Origin of the sequence: Pseudomonas sp. NFX98 (genome assembly GCF_047784845.1) — a bacterium.
Taxonomy (GTDB): Bacteria; Pseudomonadota; Gammaproteobacteria; order Pseudomonadales; family Pseudomonadaceae; genus Aquipseudomonas.
The window spans coordinates 45,556-61,244 of the sequence record NZ_JBLNNF010000006.1 but is presented as its reverse complement, the minus strand read 5'-3'; the positions used below and the strand labels follow the sequence as shown (position 1 = coordinate 61,244).

The window sequence follows — 15,689 nt, the reverse complement described above, 5'->3', positions numbered from 1 at the left end:
CGCAAACTCTTTTTCGAACCATGTTCAAAAACAGGGCTTCGCCATTAGTAATACGCACGGACCTGGTACACCTTGTCAATGAGGCTTGAGGTATCTCGAAACAGCCATAGCGGAGACCTCCATTTGCAATGCAATGGCCCGGACACTCAAGCCTTTTCTTTTTAGGGATTGGGCCTGTATTTGCTTGTTGCTTGCAGCCTCCAGATATGTTGCTCGGTCGACAGCTCCCGCGGCCCGCCTCCGCATCCTCTCGCGCTCCGCATGTCGCTTTGCTGCAGTTTCCCCACTGATTAACGTACGTAGCGCCCTCTGTTCCAAATCTGTGATCTGGAACAGACTGATCATGGTGTTATTTCTTGGCGTGTATAGCGGAGGAAACTCTTTACCTCCAAATTCCACTCGCTCCCCGGCTTCGAACTGTTTGGCCTTCGCGTACAGCGTCATGAGCTCCCTGCTACGGTAATTCCAGCCCGGCGCTACCTCGGCGGCGAGGGCGGATGCTTCGTGGTACATCTGGCCGCTGTGCGTGGCACCTGACAGCATTAAAAAATTCAGGCGCCAGAACAAATGCTTCATACGTTCGCCTTCTGGAACTCCACCGCGTAGCTCAGACAGTTTGCGCAAATCTTCCAGGCGATCCCACGCAAGTTGTCGACCGTTGAATCCCCTTAGATTGTCGGTCTTAGTGCCAGGAATTAACTTAAGTTGCCTGCGATCGGCACGGGCTCTGTGTTGCTGCTCAATCTCCCATCGTGCGGCCGGCAACAGGGTTTCAGCTAGGTACTCAAAGTTGTATCGAATAGGGGTACTGTCGTGTCCATTTTCAACGTGAACGACACGGCAAATTTCGCCACTCTTGCTGTTGATTGTGTCGACGAGGCGCAGCACGCGACTGGCATCCTTTGCGGCTGGATCAGCCCCAATCATCGTCAAGCGATCAACTAAATATCTCTGGCATGCGTTCCATCGTGGCAAAGCTTGACGTGGCAATGCGACGTCAAGCAACCATTTTGCCTGAATGCCCCGGCCGCTATAGATCAGAATTGACGGCGCGGGTATGCCCTCCTGCAGGCAATGGTATAGCACTGAGGACGCCAGCTCCTCTGGTGTCCTGCCAGCAGCCCATGACATGCGGTAGGTGTCTAAATCGGCAAACAGTAGTCCGATGCGGAGCAGATTGACTACACGACGATTTGGGCGTGTGAATTCGGCTTGGCTTATCCAGGTATCACGGTTGGGGGATATCATGTCCAATACCCTCGGTAGGTCTCTCAATAAGTGAGACGACTGGCACTTCCTCTCTGGAAGCTGCACCAGTAGAGAGAAAAAGCCACTTTGCTGGTGATCATGAAATAGTTCTGCTTCGGTGCGAGAGCAGAACAAATCCAGTTGGCAGGCCATACGACGCGGCTCACGCTATGTCGTATTTTTTAGGCCTCCAGATATGTGATCTCATGCAGTCACCTCGCCGGTGAGTAAAAGAGCGAGGTCTGCAGCTCGGTAATAGTTGCGGCGGCCAATCTTGATGCGCGTGGTGTTGATCGTGTCGGCGAATTCACCAGGTTGGGTCAGGCTCCACCTCAGGCCTTGTTCGCTTCGGTGAAGTACCTCAGCAAGGTGAACGGCGGTAAGGAGTGGACCGAACCGCTCGGTCAACTCCCGCTCCATTTTTCCTACCGACTCTTTCTGCTCAGGGGTTGGTGGCTGATTGAACTGCTTCATTGAGATATCTCGGGCTGATGTCTCAATAGTTCAAAAAGCCCCCCCAAAAACGGTCCTTTTTTCCCTGATCCCTAAAATTCTCTTAGCCCACCTAAACTCCGTACCTCAATCCGCACTTTTTACAGTGCGGACTCACGTCGTTTGGGAAAGATAAACTTGTACATGCACAAACTTCTTTAGCCTCGACTTCGATGTAGGCTATCGAGGCGTTCAACCAAATCCTCTGCGCGAAGATGGGTATACCGCTTGAGCATCTGCATCGACTTATGGCCGCTGATCGCAGACACCTCCTGGTCGGACAGCCCCGCTTCAACTAGCCGACTTACAGCTTCGTGCCGTAGGTCATGAAAGCGGAAGTCCCGCATTCTTAATTTCGCTTTCAGGGCTCCCCAAATTTTAGTGAATGCATATGGGCGGCGTTTTTTGTCTCGACCAGGCTCGCCGAAAAAGACCAAATCGCAATCTATAGGTCGAATGGGGTTGTTCATCGCTGACTTAATGGCTTCGGTAGCGAATCGGTTCAGAGGCACATTTCGCGATGAGTCATTTTTCGTATTCTTGAGCCTCAACACGCGCTTCTCTAAATCGACTTGGTGTCGCCGTAAGCCTGAAATCTCAGAAGCCCTCATGCCGGTTTCCAGAGCTATGCGAACGATCCATCCCAGCATTGGATTGCTATGAGAATTCACCGCATTGATCAGTCGGGTCTCCTCATCGGATGACAGTCTCCGATCTCTTCCTTCACCAGGGCTTGGCTTACGAATGTTGAGCACGGGGTTGAATGTAAGGCCCACACCCCATTCTTGGATTGCAACTGTGAATAGATGGCTGAGTAGCGCTAGCTCAAGGCGGACTGTGTTGTTACTGATTTTTCCCTTATGGCCGGACTCACCGAGGCGTTTATCACGATAGCCAGCGATGATTTCAGCGGACAAAGCGGCGAGCGAGTATTTTCCTAAATGCTCGATGAGCTTTTTGGCTTTGCTGATTTCGCCGCGCTGGGTGGTGGGTTTCTTCGTTGGAGTGACATCGCTCAGATAGCGCTTTAGGGCAGCCTCTAGCGTCATTCGTTCGGAACCACTGCGTTGTATGTAGACGCCCCTGACCATTTCATCTTCGGTGCGTCGCGACCAATCTTCAGCATCACGTTTGGTGCGGAAGGTTTTGGAAGCCGTCGGCCAGCCATTTTTGCGAATGACCGCTTTCCATGTTCCTGAGGGGGTTTTTACGAGAGTTGCCATACGTTCTCCGAGGGAAGATCGGTACGGACTGTACCGAAACTGTACCTCGGGAACATCTGATTGGGGCGTCAAAACCTGCAGCTGAGCTGCAGGCCTTGATTCATATGGTGGGCCCACACGGACTTGAACCGTGGACCAAAGGATTATGAGTCCTCTGCTCTAACCAACTGAGCTATAGGCCCTCAGTAGGTCGCGGATTATAGCGACGGTTTCGCGGCTGTGCTATCCGAAAAATCCATTACGGTTGTACGAAGAAACGTCGCGGCGAATTCGTCCGGGGGTAGGGGCAGGCTGACGATGTAGCCCTGGATCTGCTCGCAGCCCTCATAGGCCAGGAATTGTTGCTGCGCCTGGGTTTCGACGCCTTCGGCAATCACGGTGAATTGCATGCTGCGGCCAAGGGCGATGATGGCGCGCACGATGGCGACGTCGTGCGGGTCATCGGGCAGGCCGCGGACGAAGGACTGATCGATCTTGAGAATGTCCAGCGGCAGGCGCTTGAGGTAGCTCAATGACGAGTAGCCGGTGCCGAAGTCGTCGATCGCCAGTTGCACGCCCAGGTGCTTGAGCTGATGCAGCACGCTCAAGGCTTCTTCGGCCTGGCTCATGATGAAGTTTTCGGTGATTTCCAGTTGCAGGAAATCGGGTTTGAGGCGGTAGTCCTTGAGCAACTGTTCGATGCGCCCGAGCAGGTTCGGTTGGCGCAACTGCGCGCCGGCGAGGTTGACCGACAGCGGGCCAAGGCCCTCGTAGGTTTTGCTCCATTCGTGCATTTGCCGGCAGGCGGTTTCCAGTACCCAGTCGCCGATCTGCAGGATCATGCCGTTTTCTTCGGCCAGGGAAATGAAGTGTTCCGGTGGCACGTCGCCAAAGGTCGGGTGACGCCAGCGAATCAGCGCTTCGGCGCCCACCAGGCGATAGTCGTCGAGGCTGATTTTCGGCTGGTAGTAGAGGTGCAGTTCGTTGCGCTCGATGGCGCGGCGCAGCTCATGTTCCAGCGCCACGCGTTCGCTGGCTTGGGCGGTGAGGTCACGGGTGTAGCTTTCGACCCGGTTACGGCCCTTGGCCTTGGAACGGTACATCGCCGCGTCGGCGTTCTTGATCAGGGTGGCGACGTCGCAGCCGTCCTGTGGATAAAGGCTGGTGCCGATACTGGAACTGATGAAGAACTCGTGCTCACCGGCCTGGAACGGCGCGGTAAAGCAATTGAGCAGCTTGGTCGCGATGTTGTCGGCATCGCTGGGTTGCTGAAGGCCTGGCAGCAGAATGATGAACTCGTCGCCGCCCAGACGCGCGACGGTGTCGATGTCGCGCAGCTGTTCCTTGAGACGCACGGCAATGCCCTTGAGCAGCAGGTCGCCGACCGGATGGCCGAGGCTGTCGTTGATGTGTTTGAAACGGTCGAGGTCGAGGAACAGTACCGCGCCCTGGCCACCGTTTTCTTTCTGGGTGTTGAGCGCGGTCAGCAAGCGGCTTTCGAACAGCGTGCGGTTGGGCAGGCCGGTCAGTGGATCGTGGTGCGCCTGGTAATCGAGTTTGGCCTGGGCGTGCTTGAGGCTGGAAATGTCGGCGAACACCGCCACAAAGTGAGTGATGAATTTGTCGCGGTTGCGCACAGCGCTGATGGTCAGCCAGCTCGGATAAAGTTCGCCATTCTTGCGCCGGTTGGAAATCTCGCCTTGCCAGTGACCTTCGGCGGTCAATTGGTGCCACATCGCGGCGTAAAACGCGCTGTCATGCAGGCCTGAGGCGAGCAGGCGCGGGGTGTGGCCCAGCGCTTCGCTTTCGCTGTAGCCGGTGATTTCCGTGAACGCACGGTTGACCGCGCTGATGTGCTGCTGGGTATCGGTGATCAGCACGCCTTCGGCGGTGCTCTCGAATACGGTAGCGGCCTGTTGCAGTTTTTCCTGCATCAGGTGGCGCTCGGTGATGTCCCGGGCGATGGTCAGCATGCAGTCTTCGTCGCCAATCGGCAGTGGACGACTGGACACCTCGCAGAGGCGGATCTGCCCGTCGCTGCGGCGGATATGGCAACTGAAGTCGCGGACGAAACCGTCGCGGTGCAACAGATCGAGCATCTGTTTGCGTTCGTTGAGATTGACCCAGATTCCCAGATCCAGCGCCGAGCGATCCACCGACATTGCGCTGTTGAAGCCGGTGATGCGGCTGAACCCCTCGTTGACCTCAAGCAGCAAGCCATCGCTCTGTCGGGACAGCAACAAGCCGTCCGGCGAGGCGTGGAAGGCCTTGGCGAATTTCTCTTCGGAGGTTTGCAGTTGCTGTTGGGTTTCCTTGAGCTGGGTGATGTCGCGCACGACCACCACCAGTGCCGGAGTGGTATCGAGGTCGAACGGTTCCGCCGAGATCAGGCCGGTAAACACCTGGCCATTGCTGCGGCGAAAGGGCATCTCCAGGTTGCGGATGCTGCCGGCCTGCAAGCGCTGCAACAAGCCCGGCCCCACACCGGGAATGCCCCAGATATTGAGGTCGGTGGCGGTCTGGCCGATGACGTCTTCGGCACGCAGGCCGATCTGTTCTTCGAACGCTTCGTTCACTTCCAGCAGGCAACCGTCGGAGAGGCGCGCGATGACCAGAATGTCCGGGCATTGCTGGAACACCGAGGCAAACTTCTGTTCCGACAGGCGCAGCGCTTCTTCGGTGCGCTTGGCCTCACTGATGTCGATCATCAGCCCGCGCATCACCGGTTCATGGCCGTGTTCGATCAGGCTGACGATGTCGCGCACCCACAAGCAGCGCCCGTCGGCGGTGATCACCCGGTAATCGAGGCTGTGATCGCGCCCGGCCAGCACTTCGTGATCGCAAAAACTCTGCGCGCGAATGAGGTCGGCGGGGTGAATGATGTTGCGCCAGAAGCCCGGAATCAGCCAGTGGGACAGGGGATAACCGAGCAGGTCTTCAGCGTGGGGCGACACATAGCTGTAGGTGAAGTCGCTCATCCGCGCTTCCCAGGCGATGGCCGACAGGCTCTCAACCAGCCCGCGGTAGTGATACTCGCTGCTGCGCAGTTCCTGCTCCAGATCAACGCGGCGGGCAATTTCCGAACTCAAGCGGCGGTTGATCCGGATCACCGCCACCAGCACCGCAATCAACAGCAGTAGTCCCGGCAGGCCATAGACCAGCAGGTCGGACCAGAATGTTCGATGATCGAGGACGTTGCCGACCCAATGTTCCTGAATGGCGCTGATTTCGGCCGGGGACATGTCCGCCAGGACTTTGTCCAGGATGCCAACCAGCACCTTGTTGTCCCGCGGCACGCCCATGGCCAGTTGATAGCGATAGGGTGTTTCGCCGCTGACATAAAGCCCGTCGAGCTTAAGCTGGCGCAGGCTCCAAACGCTGGAAGCGAGATCACCGACCACGGCGTCCACTTCATCGGTCGCCAGTGCCTGCAAAGCCGAGCTGACGTTGGGCATGGCCACCAGATTCAAGTCAGGGTGGTGCGTGCGTAACAGCTCGTGGGGTGCATAGTTTTCCACCACGGCGATTTTCAGACCGTACAGGTCCTGGATTTTGCGCGGCTGAGGACCGCCGACGTGCGCGAGGATGACAATCGGGAAGTCCAGATAGGGTCGGGTGAACGACAGGAAAGCCTGACGCTCCGGGGTCGACATGATGCCCGGCAGCAAGTCGAGCTTGCCTTGTTTGGCCTGTTCGAGCACAACCGTCCAGCTGACCGGTTCGATGGGCGTCAGTTTGACGGCCAACCGTTGGCGAATCAGGTCGATATAGTCTGCCGCAAGGCCCTGGTAACGCCCTTGATCGTCGCGAAACTCAAAGGGCGGCCAGGACGCATCGACACCCAGGCGCAAGTCCGGGTGGGCCGCAAGCCAGCTACGTTCTTCGTCGGTTAGAGTCAGCGCGCCAGCCGTTGCGGTCCAGGTCATGAGCGACAGCAAAAAAAGCACGGTCGGCAGTCTGGGCATAACGGTCTCGTTATGGCTCTGGGGAATGTTTCGAGTGTAGACGGGCTATGGAGCGGAGGGGGGCGTGCGGAGATATTAATCTGCCATAAAACAAAACCCCCGGCCTGGGCCGGGGGTTCTGGTATCACTCGTCGAGGAAGGAGCGCAGATGCTCGCTTCTCGTCGGGTGGCGCAGCTTGCGCAGCGCCTTGGCTTCGATCTGACGAATCCGTTCACGGGTCACGTCGAACTGCTTACCAACCTCTTCGAGGGTGTGGTCGGTATTCATGTCGATACCGAAGCGCATGCGCAGTACCTTGGCTTCACGGGCAGTGAGGCCGGACAGCACTTCGCGAGTCGCTTCTTTAAGGCTCTCAACGGTGGCGACATCGATTGGCGACTGCATGGTCGAGTCTTCGATGAAGTCACCCAGATGGGAGTCTTCGTCATCACCGATCGGGGTTTCCATGGAGATCGGCTCTTTAGCGATCTTCAATACCTTGCGGATCTTGTCCTCAGGCATTTCCATGCGTTCGCCCAGCTCTTCCGGGGTCGGTTCGCGACCCATTTCCTGCAACATCTGGCGGGAAATACGGTTGAGCTTGTTGATCGTCTCGATCATGTGCACCGGAATACGGATGGTGCGGGCCTGGTCGGCGATCGAGCGAGTGATCGCCTGACGGATCCACCAGGTGGCATAAGTCGAGAATTTGTAGCCGCGGCGGTATTCAAACTTGTCTACCGCTTTCATCAAACCGATGTTGCCTTCCTGGATCAGATCGAGGAATTGCAGGCCACGGTTGGTGTACTTCTTGGCGATGGAGATCACCAAACGCAAGTTCGCTTCAACCATCTCTTTCTTCGCGCGGCGGGCCTTGGCCTCACCGATCGACATGCGACGGTTGATGTCCTTGATCTCGGCGATGGTCAGACCGGTTTCGGTCTCCAGCGCGGTCAGCTTCTGCTGGCAACGAATGATGTCCGGCTGAACGCGACCAATGGCTTCAGCGTATTTGCTTTTGCCTTTGGCCAGTGCGTCGGACCAGCTTTCGTCGACTTCATTGCCCGGGAACTGGCGCAGGAAGTCGGCACGCGGCATGCGCGCATCACGGACGCAGAGCTGCATGATTGCACGCTCTTGCTGACGCAGACGGTCCAGGGCACTGCGAACACGCTCGACCAGGCCTTCGAATTGCTTCGGCACCAGTTTGATCGGCATGAACAGCTCGGCCAAGGCCAACAATTCAGCGATAGCTGCCTTGTTGCTGCGACCGTGCTTTTTTAGCGCCTTACGGGTGATTTCCATCTGATCGGACACGGCGCCAAAACGCTGCGCAGCGATGATCGGGTCTGGACCGCTTTCGGCTTCTTCTTCGTCATCCGAGGCTTCGGCTTCATCGTCGTCGGTGTCGTCATCCGCTTTTGCGGCCTTCGGGTCGATCGGCGGTGGCACTTCTGCCGCAGGCGGCGCAATGCCGTCGTCCGGGTCGATATAACCGCTCAGGACGTCGGACAGGCGACCACCTTCGGTGGTGACGCGAGTGTACTCGGAGAGAATGTGGTCAACCGTGCCAGGGAAGTGCGCGATTGCGCTCATCACTTCACGGATGCCCTCTTCAATACGTTTGGCGATTTCGATTTCGCCTTCACGTGTGAGGAGCTCTACCGTACCCATTTCGCGCATGTACATGCGCACTGGGTCGGTGGTGCGGCCAATGTCGGTCTCGACCGCTGCCAACGCGGCGGCTGCTTCTTCCGCAGCGGCCTCGTCGGTATCGGCGTCGGCCAGCATAAGGGCGTCCGCATCCGGAGCACTCTCGTGTACGGGAATCCCCATGTCATTAATCATGCGGATGATGTCTTCCACCTGCTCTGGATCTGAAATATCCTCAGGCAGGTGGTCGTTGACCTCGGCGTAAGTCAGATACTTCTGCTCACGACCCAGTTTGATCAACTCAATAATACGAGACTGCTGTTGCGCTTTTCCGGACATAACACCCTATCCACTGAAGGTCTTGGCGGGCAAAAAACAAGCCGAGGATTATACCTGAGCTATGACCTCACGCGCCAGTTGAGGTCGGGTTTGATGCGGAAACATTCTGTTTTAGAAGGTCGCGCATCTGTTTCGCTATCTGTATTTGCTCATCAGCCGACAATCCCGGCTGCCTTGCTTTTTTGATGAGTTCGTCGAGGGTCTGCGTATGTTGACCCGCAGATAACCTAGTAATGGTGTCTAAAAACTGCTGTTCAAGGTTGTCGCCGTCAATTAGCCATTCCTTTTCTGCAAGTGCTTTCAACAGACGTCCTTGCTCTGTGCCGTGCCAACGGGCCATCAACTGAATAGAGTTTAGCTTAGGATTTTTCTGCACCGCCTCGATCAGGGCGATTAGTACCTGAGCGTACGTGTTGCTCTCGTTGGCAAAATGTTCCGCACTCTCAACCTTGCCAGCCAATTGCGGGTGGTGGATAAGCGTGCGCAATGCGATAAGCGTTGGCGCTTCTACCGCTACTGGCGTGCGTGGGGCATAGGCTTCGTCGCGGTCACCGCGCTTGCCGTTTTTGCTCCATGGCTTCTTGTCCCATTTCTTTCCGCCGGCACCGGGTTTCTTCGGCGTCCATTCCTGCTGGGGCGCGTAGGCCTCTTGAGGTTGATGGAAGTCGGAGTAGTCCGGCATGGCGTCGTAATCCATCCCGGGGTCATACACCGGCGGTGCGTCTTGCGGCGCGCTGTGCGCTAGTTGGCTGACCGCTTCACCACTCAAACCCGTGATTTCCGTCAGTCGCTGGCGCATCAGGATGCGCAGGTTGGCGCCGGGGATTTTGTCGATCAACGGTGCGGCGAGGGTGGCCATGTGGGCCTTGCCCTCGAGCGAGCGTGGATCGGCTTCTTCGGTCAGTTGCTGGAAGAAATAATCCGCCAGTGGCTGGGCGTGCTGGTTGATGCGCGCGCGGAAGGCGTCAGTGCCTTCGGAGCGGACCAAAGTGTCCGGATCCTCGCCTTCGGGCAGGAACAGGAAGCGTGCACGGCGACCGTCTTGCAGGCTCGATAACGTTGCTTCCAAGGCTCGCCAGGCGGCATTGCGACCAGCCTGGTCGCCGTCGAAGCAAAACAGAACGCTGGGCACGACACGAAACAGTCGCTTCAAGTGTTCTTCGCTGGTGGCGGTGCCCAGGGTCGCGACGGCATTGCGCAAGCCTTGCTGGGCAAGGGCGATGACGTCCATGTAGCCTTCGACGACGATGATTTCGTCAAGATTGCGATTGTTCTTGCGCGCTTCATACAGGCCGTAGAGTTCCTGGCCTTTATGGAATACCGGGGTTTCCGGGGAGTTCAGGTATTTCGGCTTGTCATCACCCAGCACCCGGCCGCCGAACGCAATGATGCGCCCACGGCTGTCGCGGATCGGGAACATCACCCGGTCGCGGAAGCGATCGTAGCGTTTGCCGGTTTCGGCGTTTTCGATCAGCAGGCCGGCATCGATCATGGCTTTTTGTTGCAGGGTGTCGCTGCTCAAATGCTTGAACAGGTTATCCCAGCCGGGTGGTGCAAAGCCGAGGCCGAAGTCCCGGGCGATTTCCCCGGTCAGGCCGCGACCCTTCAGGTAATCCACGGCGGCTTTGCGCGATGGATGGCTTTTGAGGGCCTGACGATAAAAGTCGGCGGCGGCCGTGAGCAGCGGGTACAGCGGCGAATCGGTCGGCTGTCGCGGTTTGTGCGAGCGACCGCCTTCTTCCCGTGGGACTTCCATGCCGGCCGCTTTGGCCAGGTCTTCGACAGCCTGGACGAAATCCAGGTTGTCGTGGTCCATGATGAAGCCCAGGGCGTTGCCGCCAGCGCCGCAGCCGAAGCAGTAGTAGAACTGTTTGTCGGGGCTGACGCTGAAGGACGGGGTTTTCTCTTTGTGAAACGGGCAGCAGGCGGTGTAGTTCTTGCCGGCTTTTTTCATTTGCAGGCGCGAGCTGACCACATCGACGATGTCGGTGCGGTTCAGAAGGTCGTCAATGAAGCTCTGGGGAATTAGCCCGGCCATGGCGTTCTCGTCATCTGCGCTGAAAGGGTCCGAAACGAAGGGCGGCCGGACGCGGGTCATGATTTGAGGCGCGCAAGCTGTGCGGCTCGACCAGTGTCGTCTGCGTAATCGCTATCGGGAAGTGTATCTGCCGAAAATCCACTGACGTTAATTCCAATCAGTATTCGACTATTTGAAAGTGTTGCGCTGAATCCGGCTGCGGCCCGTCAAGGGTCTCGGATAGCTCATCATTTGGCATGCAAGAGATGCCTTGGGCTGATCGTCGTGAGAGGAATCAGTGGGTGTGCTCGTCAGTAGCCTTGAAAGGCTCGTCAGAAAAGACGTGCACCGCTGGCAAAAGAGCCAGGTCTGACGCGGTGAAGCAGATTTGTCTTGGTCGCGTCTGCGGCTTCGACAGTGAAGCATCAAGCGTTTTACGCAAATGCCATTAGCCCGGCTCAGAGCCGGGCTTGGCAGAAGCTTGCTACGATCGTCTGTGTATTAGTACAGACGAACGGCGCGGCGCTGTTCGCGCTGAACTTTCTTGGCGTGACGCTTAACAGCGGCTGCTGCTTTGCGCTTACGCTCAGAAGTTGGCTTCTCGTAAAATTCGCGGCTACGAACTTCAGCCAGTACACCGGCTTTTTCGCAGGAGCGCTTGAAACGACGCAGAGCTACGTCGAAGGGTTCGTTCTCTTTTACTTTGACGGCTGGCATCCAGAGCTACCTTCATTCATTACCGGGGTCAACATCCTCGCGGCAAAAGAGCACTTGAAGACGTCGGTTTTTAAGGGTTGCGGATGTTAACCCCTCATCGCACGGAATGCAAAGCCTCTGATCGAAAACCGCTGGTCGGGGCATCACGCGACGACTATTATGCGCGCCTTCGAATTCAGCCTAAACAAGGCGCAAACCCATGCTAGTACTGGGATTAGAAACCTCCTGCGACGAAACTGGTGTCGCATTATATGACAGTGAACGCGGCCTGCTGGCAGACGCGCTGTTCAGTCAGATCGACCTGCACCGTGCCTATGGTGGCGTGGTGCCGGAGCTGGCCTCGCGTGATCACGTCAAACGCATGCTGCCCTTGATTCGTCAGGTGTTGGCCGAAGCCGACTGCGTGCCGACCGAGATCGACGCGATCGCCTACACCGCGGGTCCCGGCCTGGTCGGGGCGTTGCTGGTGGGTGCTTCCTGCGCTCAGGCGCTGGCCTTTGCCTGGGGCATTCCGGCGCTGGGCGTGCACCACATGGAAGGTCACTTGCTGGCGCCGATGCTGGAGTCGCAACCGCCGGAATTTCCGTTCGTCGCTTTGTTGGTGTCGGGTGGGCATACGCAGCTGGTTCAGGTCGATGGAATCGGTCAGTACACGCTGCTGGGCGAGACACTCGACGACGCTGCAGGCGAAGCCTTCGACAAGACCGCGAAGATGATGGGCCTGCAATATCCGGGCGGCCCGGAAATCGCGCGCATGGCAGAGCAGGGCGTTGCGGGACGTTTCACCTTCCCGCGTCCGATGTGCGACCGCCCTGGCCTGGATTTCAGCTTCAGCGGCCTGAAAACCTTCGCGCTGAATACCTGGCAGCAGTGCGTCAGCGCCGGGGACGACGGTGAGCAAGCCCGTTGCGACATCGCGCTGGCGTTCCAGCAGGCCGTGGTGGAGACTTTGACCATCAAGTGCAAGCGTGCCCTCAAGGCGGCTGGCATGAAGCGTCTGGTGATTGCAGGCGGCGTGAGTGCCAACAAGGCTTTGCGCACTTCGCTGGAAAAAATGCTCGGCGACATGAAGGGCGATGTTTTTTATGCCCGTCCGCAGTTTTGCACCGATAACGGCGCGATGATTGCGTTTGCCGGCTGCCAGCGTTTGCAGGCGGGTCAGCAGGAAAGCCTGGCGATCACTGTGCAGGCGCGTTGGCCGATGGAGCAGCTGTCGGCGTTGTGATGAGTCGGGTTCATGTCGGGCATCTAAAAATGCCGTTCGCGCCCGGCAAACAGGTCGCGTAGATTGCCGCGGTGGCGCCAGACGATCAGCCCGGTGAGCGTGGTCATGGGCAGCAGCGCTGCCGGTTCTTGCCAGGCCAGCAGCGGCAGGGTCAGCGGTGTGGCGATCAGGGCGGCGAGCGAACTGGTGCGGGTCAGGTAGAACGTCAGTAACCAGGCGCAAACCGCCAACAGTGCTGCCGGCGGGTACAGGCCCAGCAACATCCCGGCAGCGGTGGCGACACCCTTGCCACCGCGAAAGCGGAAGTACAGCGGGAACAGGTGACCGATGACGGCGCAGACGCCGATCCAGGCCTGATCTTGCAGCGAAAGGCCCGCAACAGCGGCGATCAGTACGGGCAACAAGCCTTTGCAGAGATCGCCGAGCAAGGTCAGGACGGCGAGTTTCTTGCCGGCCAGGCGCAACATGTTGGTGGCACCGGCATTGCCCGAGCCACTCATTCGCGGATCGGGGTTACCGGTCAGGCGGCTGAGCAAAATGGCGAAGGACAGAGAGCCGAGCAGGTAGGCGAGGATCGCCAATAACCAAAACATGCTAACTATTCCGGGCGAGGACGCCCTGATTCTAACGGCGCAATGCGCCCTTGTCGTGTAGCGGAGAAAAGTGCTTGGACAGAGTGTTTATCGAGGGCCTGGAAGTCGACACCGTGATCGGTGCCTACGACTGGGAGCGAGGCATCCGACAGTGCTTGCGTCTTGATCTGAGTTTCGCCTGGGACAATCGTCCGGCAGCCGACGGTGACGACCTGACCCTGGCCCTCGATTACGCGAGTGTTTCGTCGCGCATCCAGGCCTTTGCCGAGCAGGCGCAGTTCCAGCTGGTCGAAACCTTCGCCGAGCGTCTGGTTGAAGTGCTGATGAGCGAATTCAGGATCACCTGGATGCGTCTCAAGCTGACCAAGCCAGGCGCAGTTCCTGCCGCTACCGGCGGCGTGGGTGTGGAGATCGAGCGCGGATGTCGCTGACTCAGGTGTATCTCGGGCTCGGTAGCAATATCGAGCGCGAAACCCATTTGCAGGCGGGCCTGGATGCCTTGGCGGGTTTCCTGGTGGATATCCATTGTTCGCCGGTCTTCGAAAGCCAACCGGTGGGGATCAAGAGCGGGCCATTCTTCAATTTCGTGGTATCGGCCTACACCGATCTGCCGCTGATGGAGCTGGATCGCCGGCTGAAATTCATCGAGGCCGACAATGGCCGCTACGCACCGGACCGCAAGGGTTTGCCGCTGGACATCGACGTGTTGTTATTTGGTGATCTGGTGGGCAATTTCGACGGATTGATCCTGCCACGGGCGGAAATTCTGAAAAATGCCTTTGTATTGTGGCCGTTGTCGTGGATTGCGCCGGATCGCGTACACCCAGGTGTAGGCAAAAGCTTTGCGACGCTGTGGGGTGAGGCGCAGATCGATCAGGTGTTGGTGCCGGTGGCATTCGAATGGCGCGGAAAGCAGCTGACGCCCTCTGATTTACTTTAAAGCGAAAAGATCGCAGCCTTCGGCAGCTCCTACATGGACTGATGTGTTCTGTAGGAGCTGCCGAAGGTTGCGATCTTTTGATCTTGTTTAGCCTTTTTCTTTGTAGGCCTTCAACGCTTTAAGCCGTTCACGCTTGATCGCCTCACCCAACTCCGGCCCCTTGAATCCCTTCTCCAGCAACGGCTGAACCGCGACACTGCGAGCCGCAGTTGCCGCTCCGCGCAAGTAATCCGCCTGTGGATAACTTCGCTCTTCCAATCCTTTGCGTCCGCGCGCGTCCATCTCGCACGCCGCGATGAACTCTTCGAATCGTTGCGGCCGACGGTAAACGTCGAAGCTTTGCAGCAACTCCAGCAAGGTCGAGGGCTTCAGTTCCAGCGCACGATGGCCGTGCGTGTGATATTCGCCCACCAACAGCGCCAGTTCCTGGCAATCCCTCGGTGCCTTGAAACGTTCGTTGACCGCTTTGATCAACTTCAGTCCTTTGAACTCGTGGGCAATATGCCTGGGCCATTCTTCTTCCGGTGTCAGGCCTTTGCCGAGATCGTGCAGCAGGCAGGCCCAGCGCACGGTCAGCGGTTGTTTGTGCAGCGCGGCTTGTTCCAGCACGCTCAGGGTATGTACGCCTGTGTCGATTTCCGGATGGTGGGCCTCCGGTTGCGGTACGCCGAACAATGCATCGACCTCTGGCATCAGCACCTTTAGTGCGCCGCAAGCACGCAGCACTTCAATGAATACTTGAGGCTGGTTTTCCATCAGGGCGCGGGAAATCTCTTTCCAGCTCCGCTCCGCCGTCAACGCTTCCAGTTCGCCGGACTCACTGAGCTGACGCATCAGTTCCAGGGTTTCGGGGGCAACGGTGAAACCTAGCCCGGCATAGCGTGCGGCAAAGCGCGCAACGCGCAGAACCCTGAGTGGATCCTCGGCAAACGCGGGGGATACGTGGCGAAGAATGCGGGCTTCAAGGTCGCGCTGGCCGTGGTAGGGGTCGGTCAGGTTCTGTTGATCATCCTCGGCCATGGCATTGATCGTCAGGTCGCGGCGGATCAAGTCTTCTTCGAGGGTCACTTCAGGGCTGGCGTGGAACGTGAACCCGCCATAACCGCGTCCGCTTTTGCGTTCGGTTCGGGCGAGGGCGTATTCCTCACCGGTTTTTGGATGAAGGAAAACCGGGAAATCCGCGCCTACCGGGCGATATCCCTTGGCGAGCATCTCTTCGGTAGTGGCGCCGACCACGACGCGATCGACGTCGGTGACCGGGATGCCCAGCAGGCGATCACGCACCGCACCGCCAACTTTATAAATCCGCATAAAAAAC

The 15,689-nt window shown here is 58.0% G+C and carries 12 protein-coding genes and 1 tRNA gene; 3 read left to right on the top strand and 10 right to left on the bottom strand.

The annotated features are described in order from the left end of the window. Nucleotides 1–75 precede the first annotated feature (75 nt). The 8 genes from ACM110_RS09465 to rpsU form a co-directional block, all read right to left on the bottom strand. On the bottom strand, nucleotides 76–1,401 hold the full coding sequence (locus tag ACM110_RS09465; RefSeq protein ID WP_416127557.1) for a replication protein: 1,326 nt from the start codon (nucleotides 1,399–1,401) through the stop codon (nucleotides 76–78). A 51-nt stretch (nucleotides 1,402–1,452) separates the two neighbouring features. Further along, complete coding sequence (locus tag ACM110_RS09460; protein WP_416127556.1) at nucleotides 1,453–1,722, bottom strand: hypothetical protein; 270 nt, start codon at nucleotides 1,720–1,722, stop codon at nucleotides 1,453–1,455. Between the two features lie 176 nt (nucleotides 1,723–1,898). After that, a complete protein-coding gene (locus ACM110_RS09455; protein ID WP_416127555.1) occupies nucleotides 1,899–2,963 on the bottom strand; it encodes a tyrosine-type recombinase/integrase in 1,065 nt (354 codons plus the stop codon). A gap of 105 nt (nucleotides 2,964–3,068) precedes the next feature. Beyond that, a tRNA-Ile gene (locus ACM110_RS09450) sits at nucleotides 3,069–3,145 on the bottom strand. 15 nt (nucleotides 3,146–3,160) lie between these two features. Then, nucleotides 3,161–6,907, bottom strand: a complete 3,747-nt coding sequence (locus tag ACM110_RS09445) for a bifunctional diguanylate cyclase/phosphodiesterase (protein ID WP_416127554.1) — start codon at nucleotides 6,905–6,907, stop codon at nucleotides 3,161–3,163. 124 nt (nucleotides 6,908–7,031) lie between these two features. Continuing rightward, complete coding sequence (gene rpoD, locus ACM110_RS09440; RefSeq protein WP_416127553.1) at nucleotides 7,032–8,879, bottom strand: RNA polymerase sigma factor RpoD; 1,848 nt, start codon at nucleotides 8,877–8,879, stop codon at nucleotides 7,032–7,034. Nucleotides 8,880–8,946: 67 nt separating this feature from the next. Further along, entirely contained in the window at nucleotides 8,947–10,917 is a 1,971-nt protein-coding gene (gene dnaG / locus ACM110_RS09435; protein ID WP_338583500.1) for a DNA primase, read from the bottom strand. 480 nt (nucleotides 10,918–11,397) lie between these two features. Beyond that, a complete protein-coding gene (gene rpsU / locus ACM110_RS09430; RefSeq protein WP_002551877.1) occupies nucleotides 11,398–11,613 on the bottom strand; it encodes a 30S ribosomal protein S21 in 216 nt (71 codons plus the stop codon). A gap of 199 nt (nucleotides 11,614–11,812) precedes the next feature. Between rpsU and tsaD the strand changes: the two genes are divergently transcribed. After that, nucleotides 11,813–12,838: a tRNA (adenosine(37)-N6)-threonylcarbamoyltransferase complex transferase subunit TsaD gene (gene tsaD / locus ACM110_RS09425; RefSeq protein ID WP_416127552.1), complete on the top strand. Its 1,026-nt coding sequence runs from the start codon at nucleotides 11,813–11,815 to the stop codon at nucleotides 12,836–12,838. Between the two features lie 23 nt (nucleotides 12,839–12,861). On the opposite strand, the gene plsY is transcribed toward tsaD, so the two are convergent. Beyond that, on the bottom strand, nucleotides 12,862–13,431 hold the full coding sequence (gene plsY / locus ACM110_RS09420; protein ID WP_416127551.1) for a glycerol-3-phosphate 1-O-acyltransferase PlsY: 570 nt from the start codon (nucleotides 13,429–13,431) through the stop codon (nucleotides 12,862–12,864). Between the two features lie 74 nt (nucleotides 13,432–13,505). Between plsY and folB the strand changes: the two genes are divergently transcribed. Together folB and folK are read left to right on the top strand one after the other, a co-directional pair. Continuing rightward, entirely contained in the window at nucleotides 13,506–13,862 is a 357-nt protein-coding gene (gene folB, locus ACM110_RS09415) for a dihydroneopterin aldolase (protein ID WP_416127550.1), read from the top strand. Further along, nucleotides 13,853–14,371, top strand: a complete 519-nt coding sequence (folK, locus tag ACM110_RS09410; protein WP_416127549.1) for a 2-amino-4-hydroxy-6-hydroxymethyldihydropteridine diphosphokinase — start codon at nucleotides 13,853–13,855, stop codon at nucleotides 14,369–14,371. Before folB ends, folK begins: the two co-directional genes overlap by 10 nt. 87 nt (nucleotides 14,372–14,458) lie before the next feature. Here the strand turns inward: folK and ACM110_RS09405 are convergent, their stop codons facing one another. Then, nucleotides 14,459–15,682, bottom strand: coding sequence for a multifunctional CCA addition/repair protein (locus ACM110_RS09405; protein WP_416127548.1), 1,224 nt, complete (start codon nucleotides 15,680–15,682; stop codon nucleotides 14,459–14,461). Nucleotides 15,683–15,689 lie beyond the last annotated feature (7 nt).

Coding starts and splice junctions, on each gene's coding strand:
- ACM110_RS09465 (WP_416127557.1), bottom strand. CDS start 1,401: ATGGCCTGCCAACTGGATTTGTTCTGCTCTCGCACCGAAGCAGAACTA.
- ACM110_RS09460 (WP_416127556.1), bottom strand. CDS start 1,722: ATGAAGCAGTTCAATCAGCCACCAACCCCTGAGCAGAAAGAGTCGGTA.
- ACM110_RS09455 (WP_416127555.1), bottom strand. CDS start 2,963: ATGGCAACTCTCGTAAAAACCCCCTCAGGAACATGGAAAGCGGTCATT.
- ACM110_RS09445 (WP_416127554.1), bottom strand. CDS start 6,907: ATGCCCAGACTGCCGACCGTGCTTTTTTTGCTGTCGCTCATGACCTGG.
- rpoD (WP_416127553.1), bottom strand. CDS start 8,879: ATGTCCGGAAAAGCGCAACAGCAGTCTCGTATTATTGAGTTGATCAAA.
- dnaG (WP_338583500.1), bottom strand. CDS start 10,917: ATGGCCGGGCTAATTCCCCAGAGCTTCATTGACGACCTTCTGAACCGC.
- rpsU (WP_002551877.1), bottom strand. CDS start 11,613: ATGCCAGCCGTCAAAGTAAAAGAGAACGAACCCTTCGACGTAGCTCTG.
- tsaD (WP_416127552.1), top strand. CDS start 11,813: ATGCTAGTACTGGGATTAGAAACCTCCTGCGACGAAACTGGTGTCGCA.
- plsY (WP_416127551.1), bottom strand. CDS start 13,431: ATGTTTTGGTTATTGGCGATCCTCGCCTACCTGCTCGGCTCTCTGTCC.
- folK (WP_416127549.1), top strand. CDS start 13,853: ATGTCGCTGACTCAGGTGTATCTCGGGCTCGGTAGCAATATCGAGCGC.
- ACM110_RS09405 (WP_416127548.1), bottom strand. CDS start 15,682: ATGCGGATTTATAAAGTTGGCGGTGCGGTGCGTGATCGCCTGCTGGGC.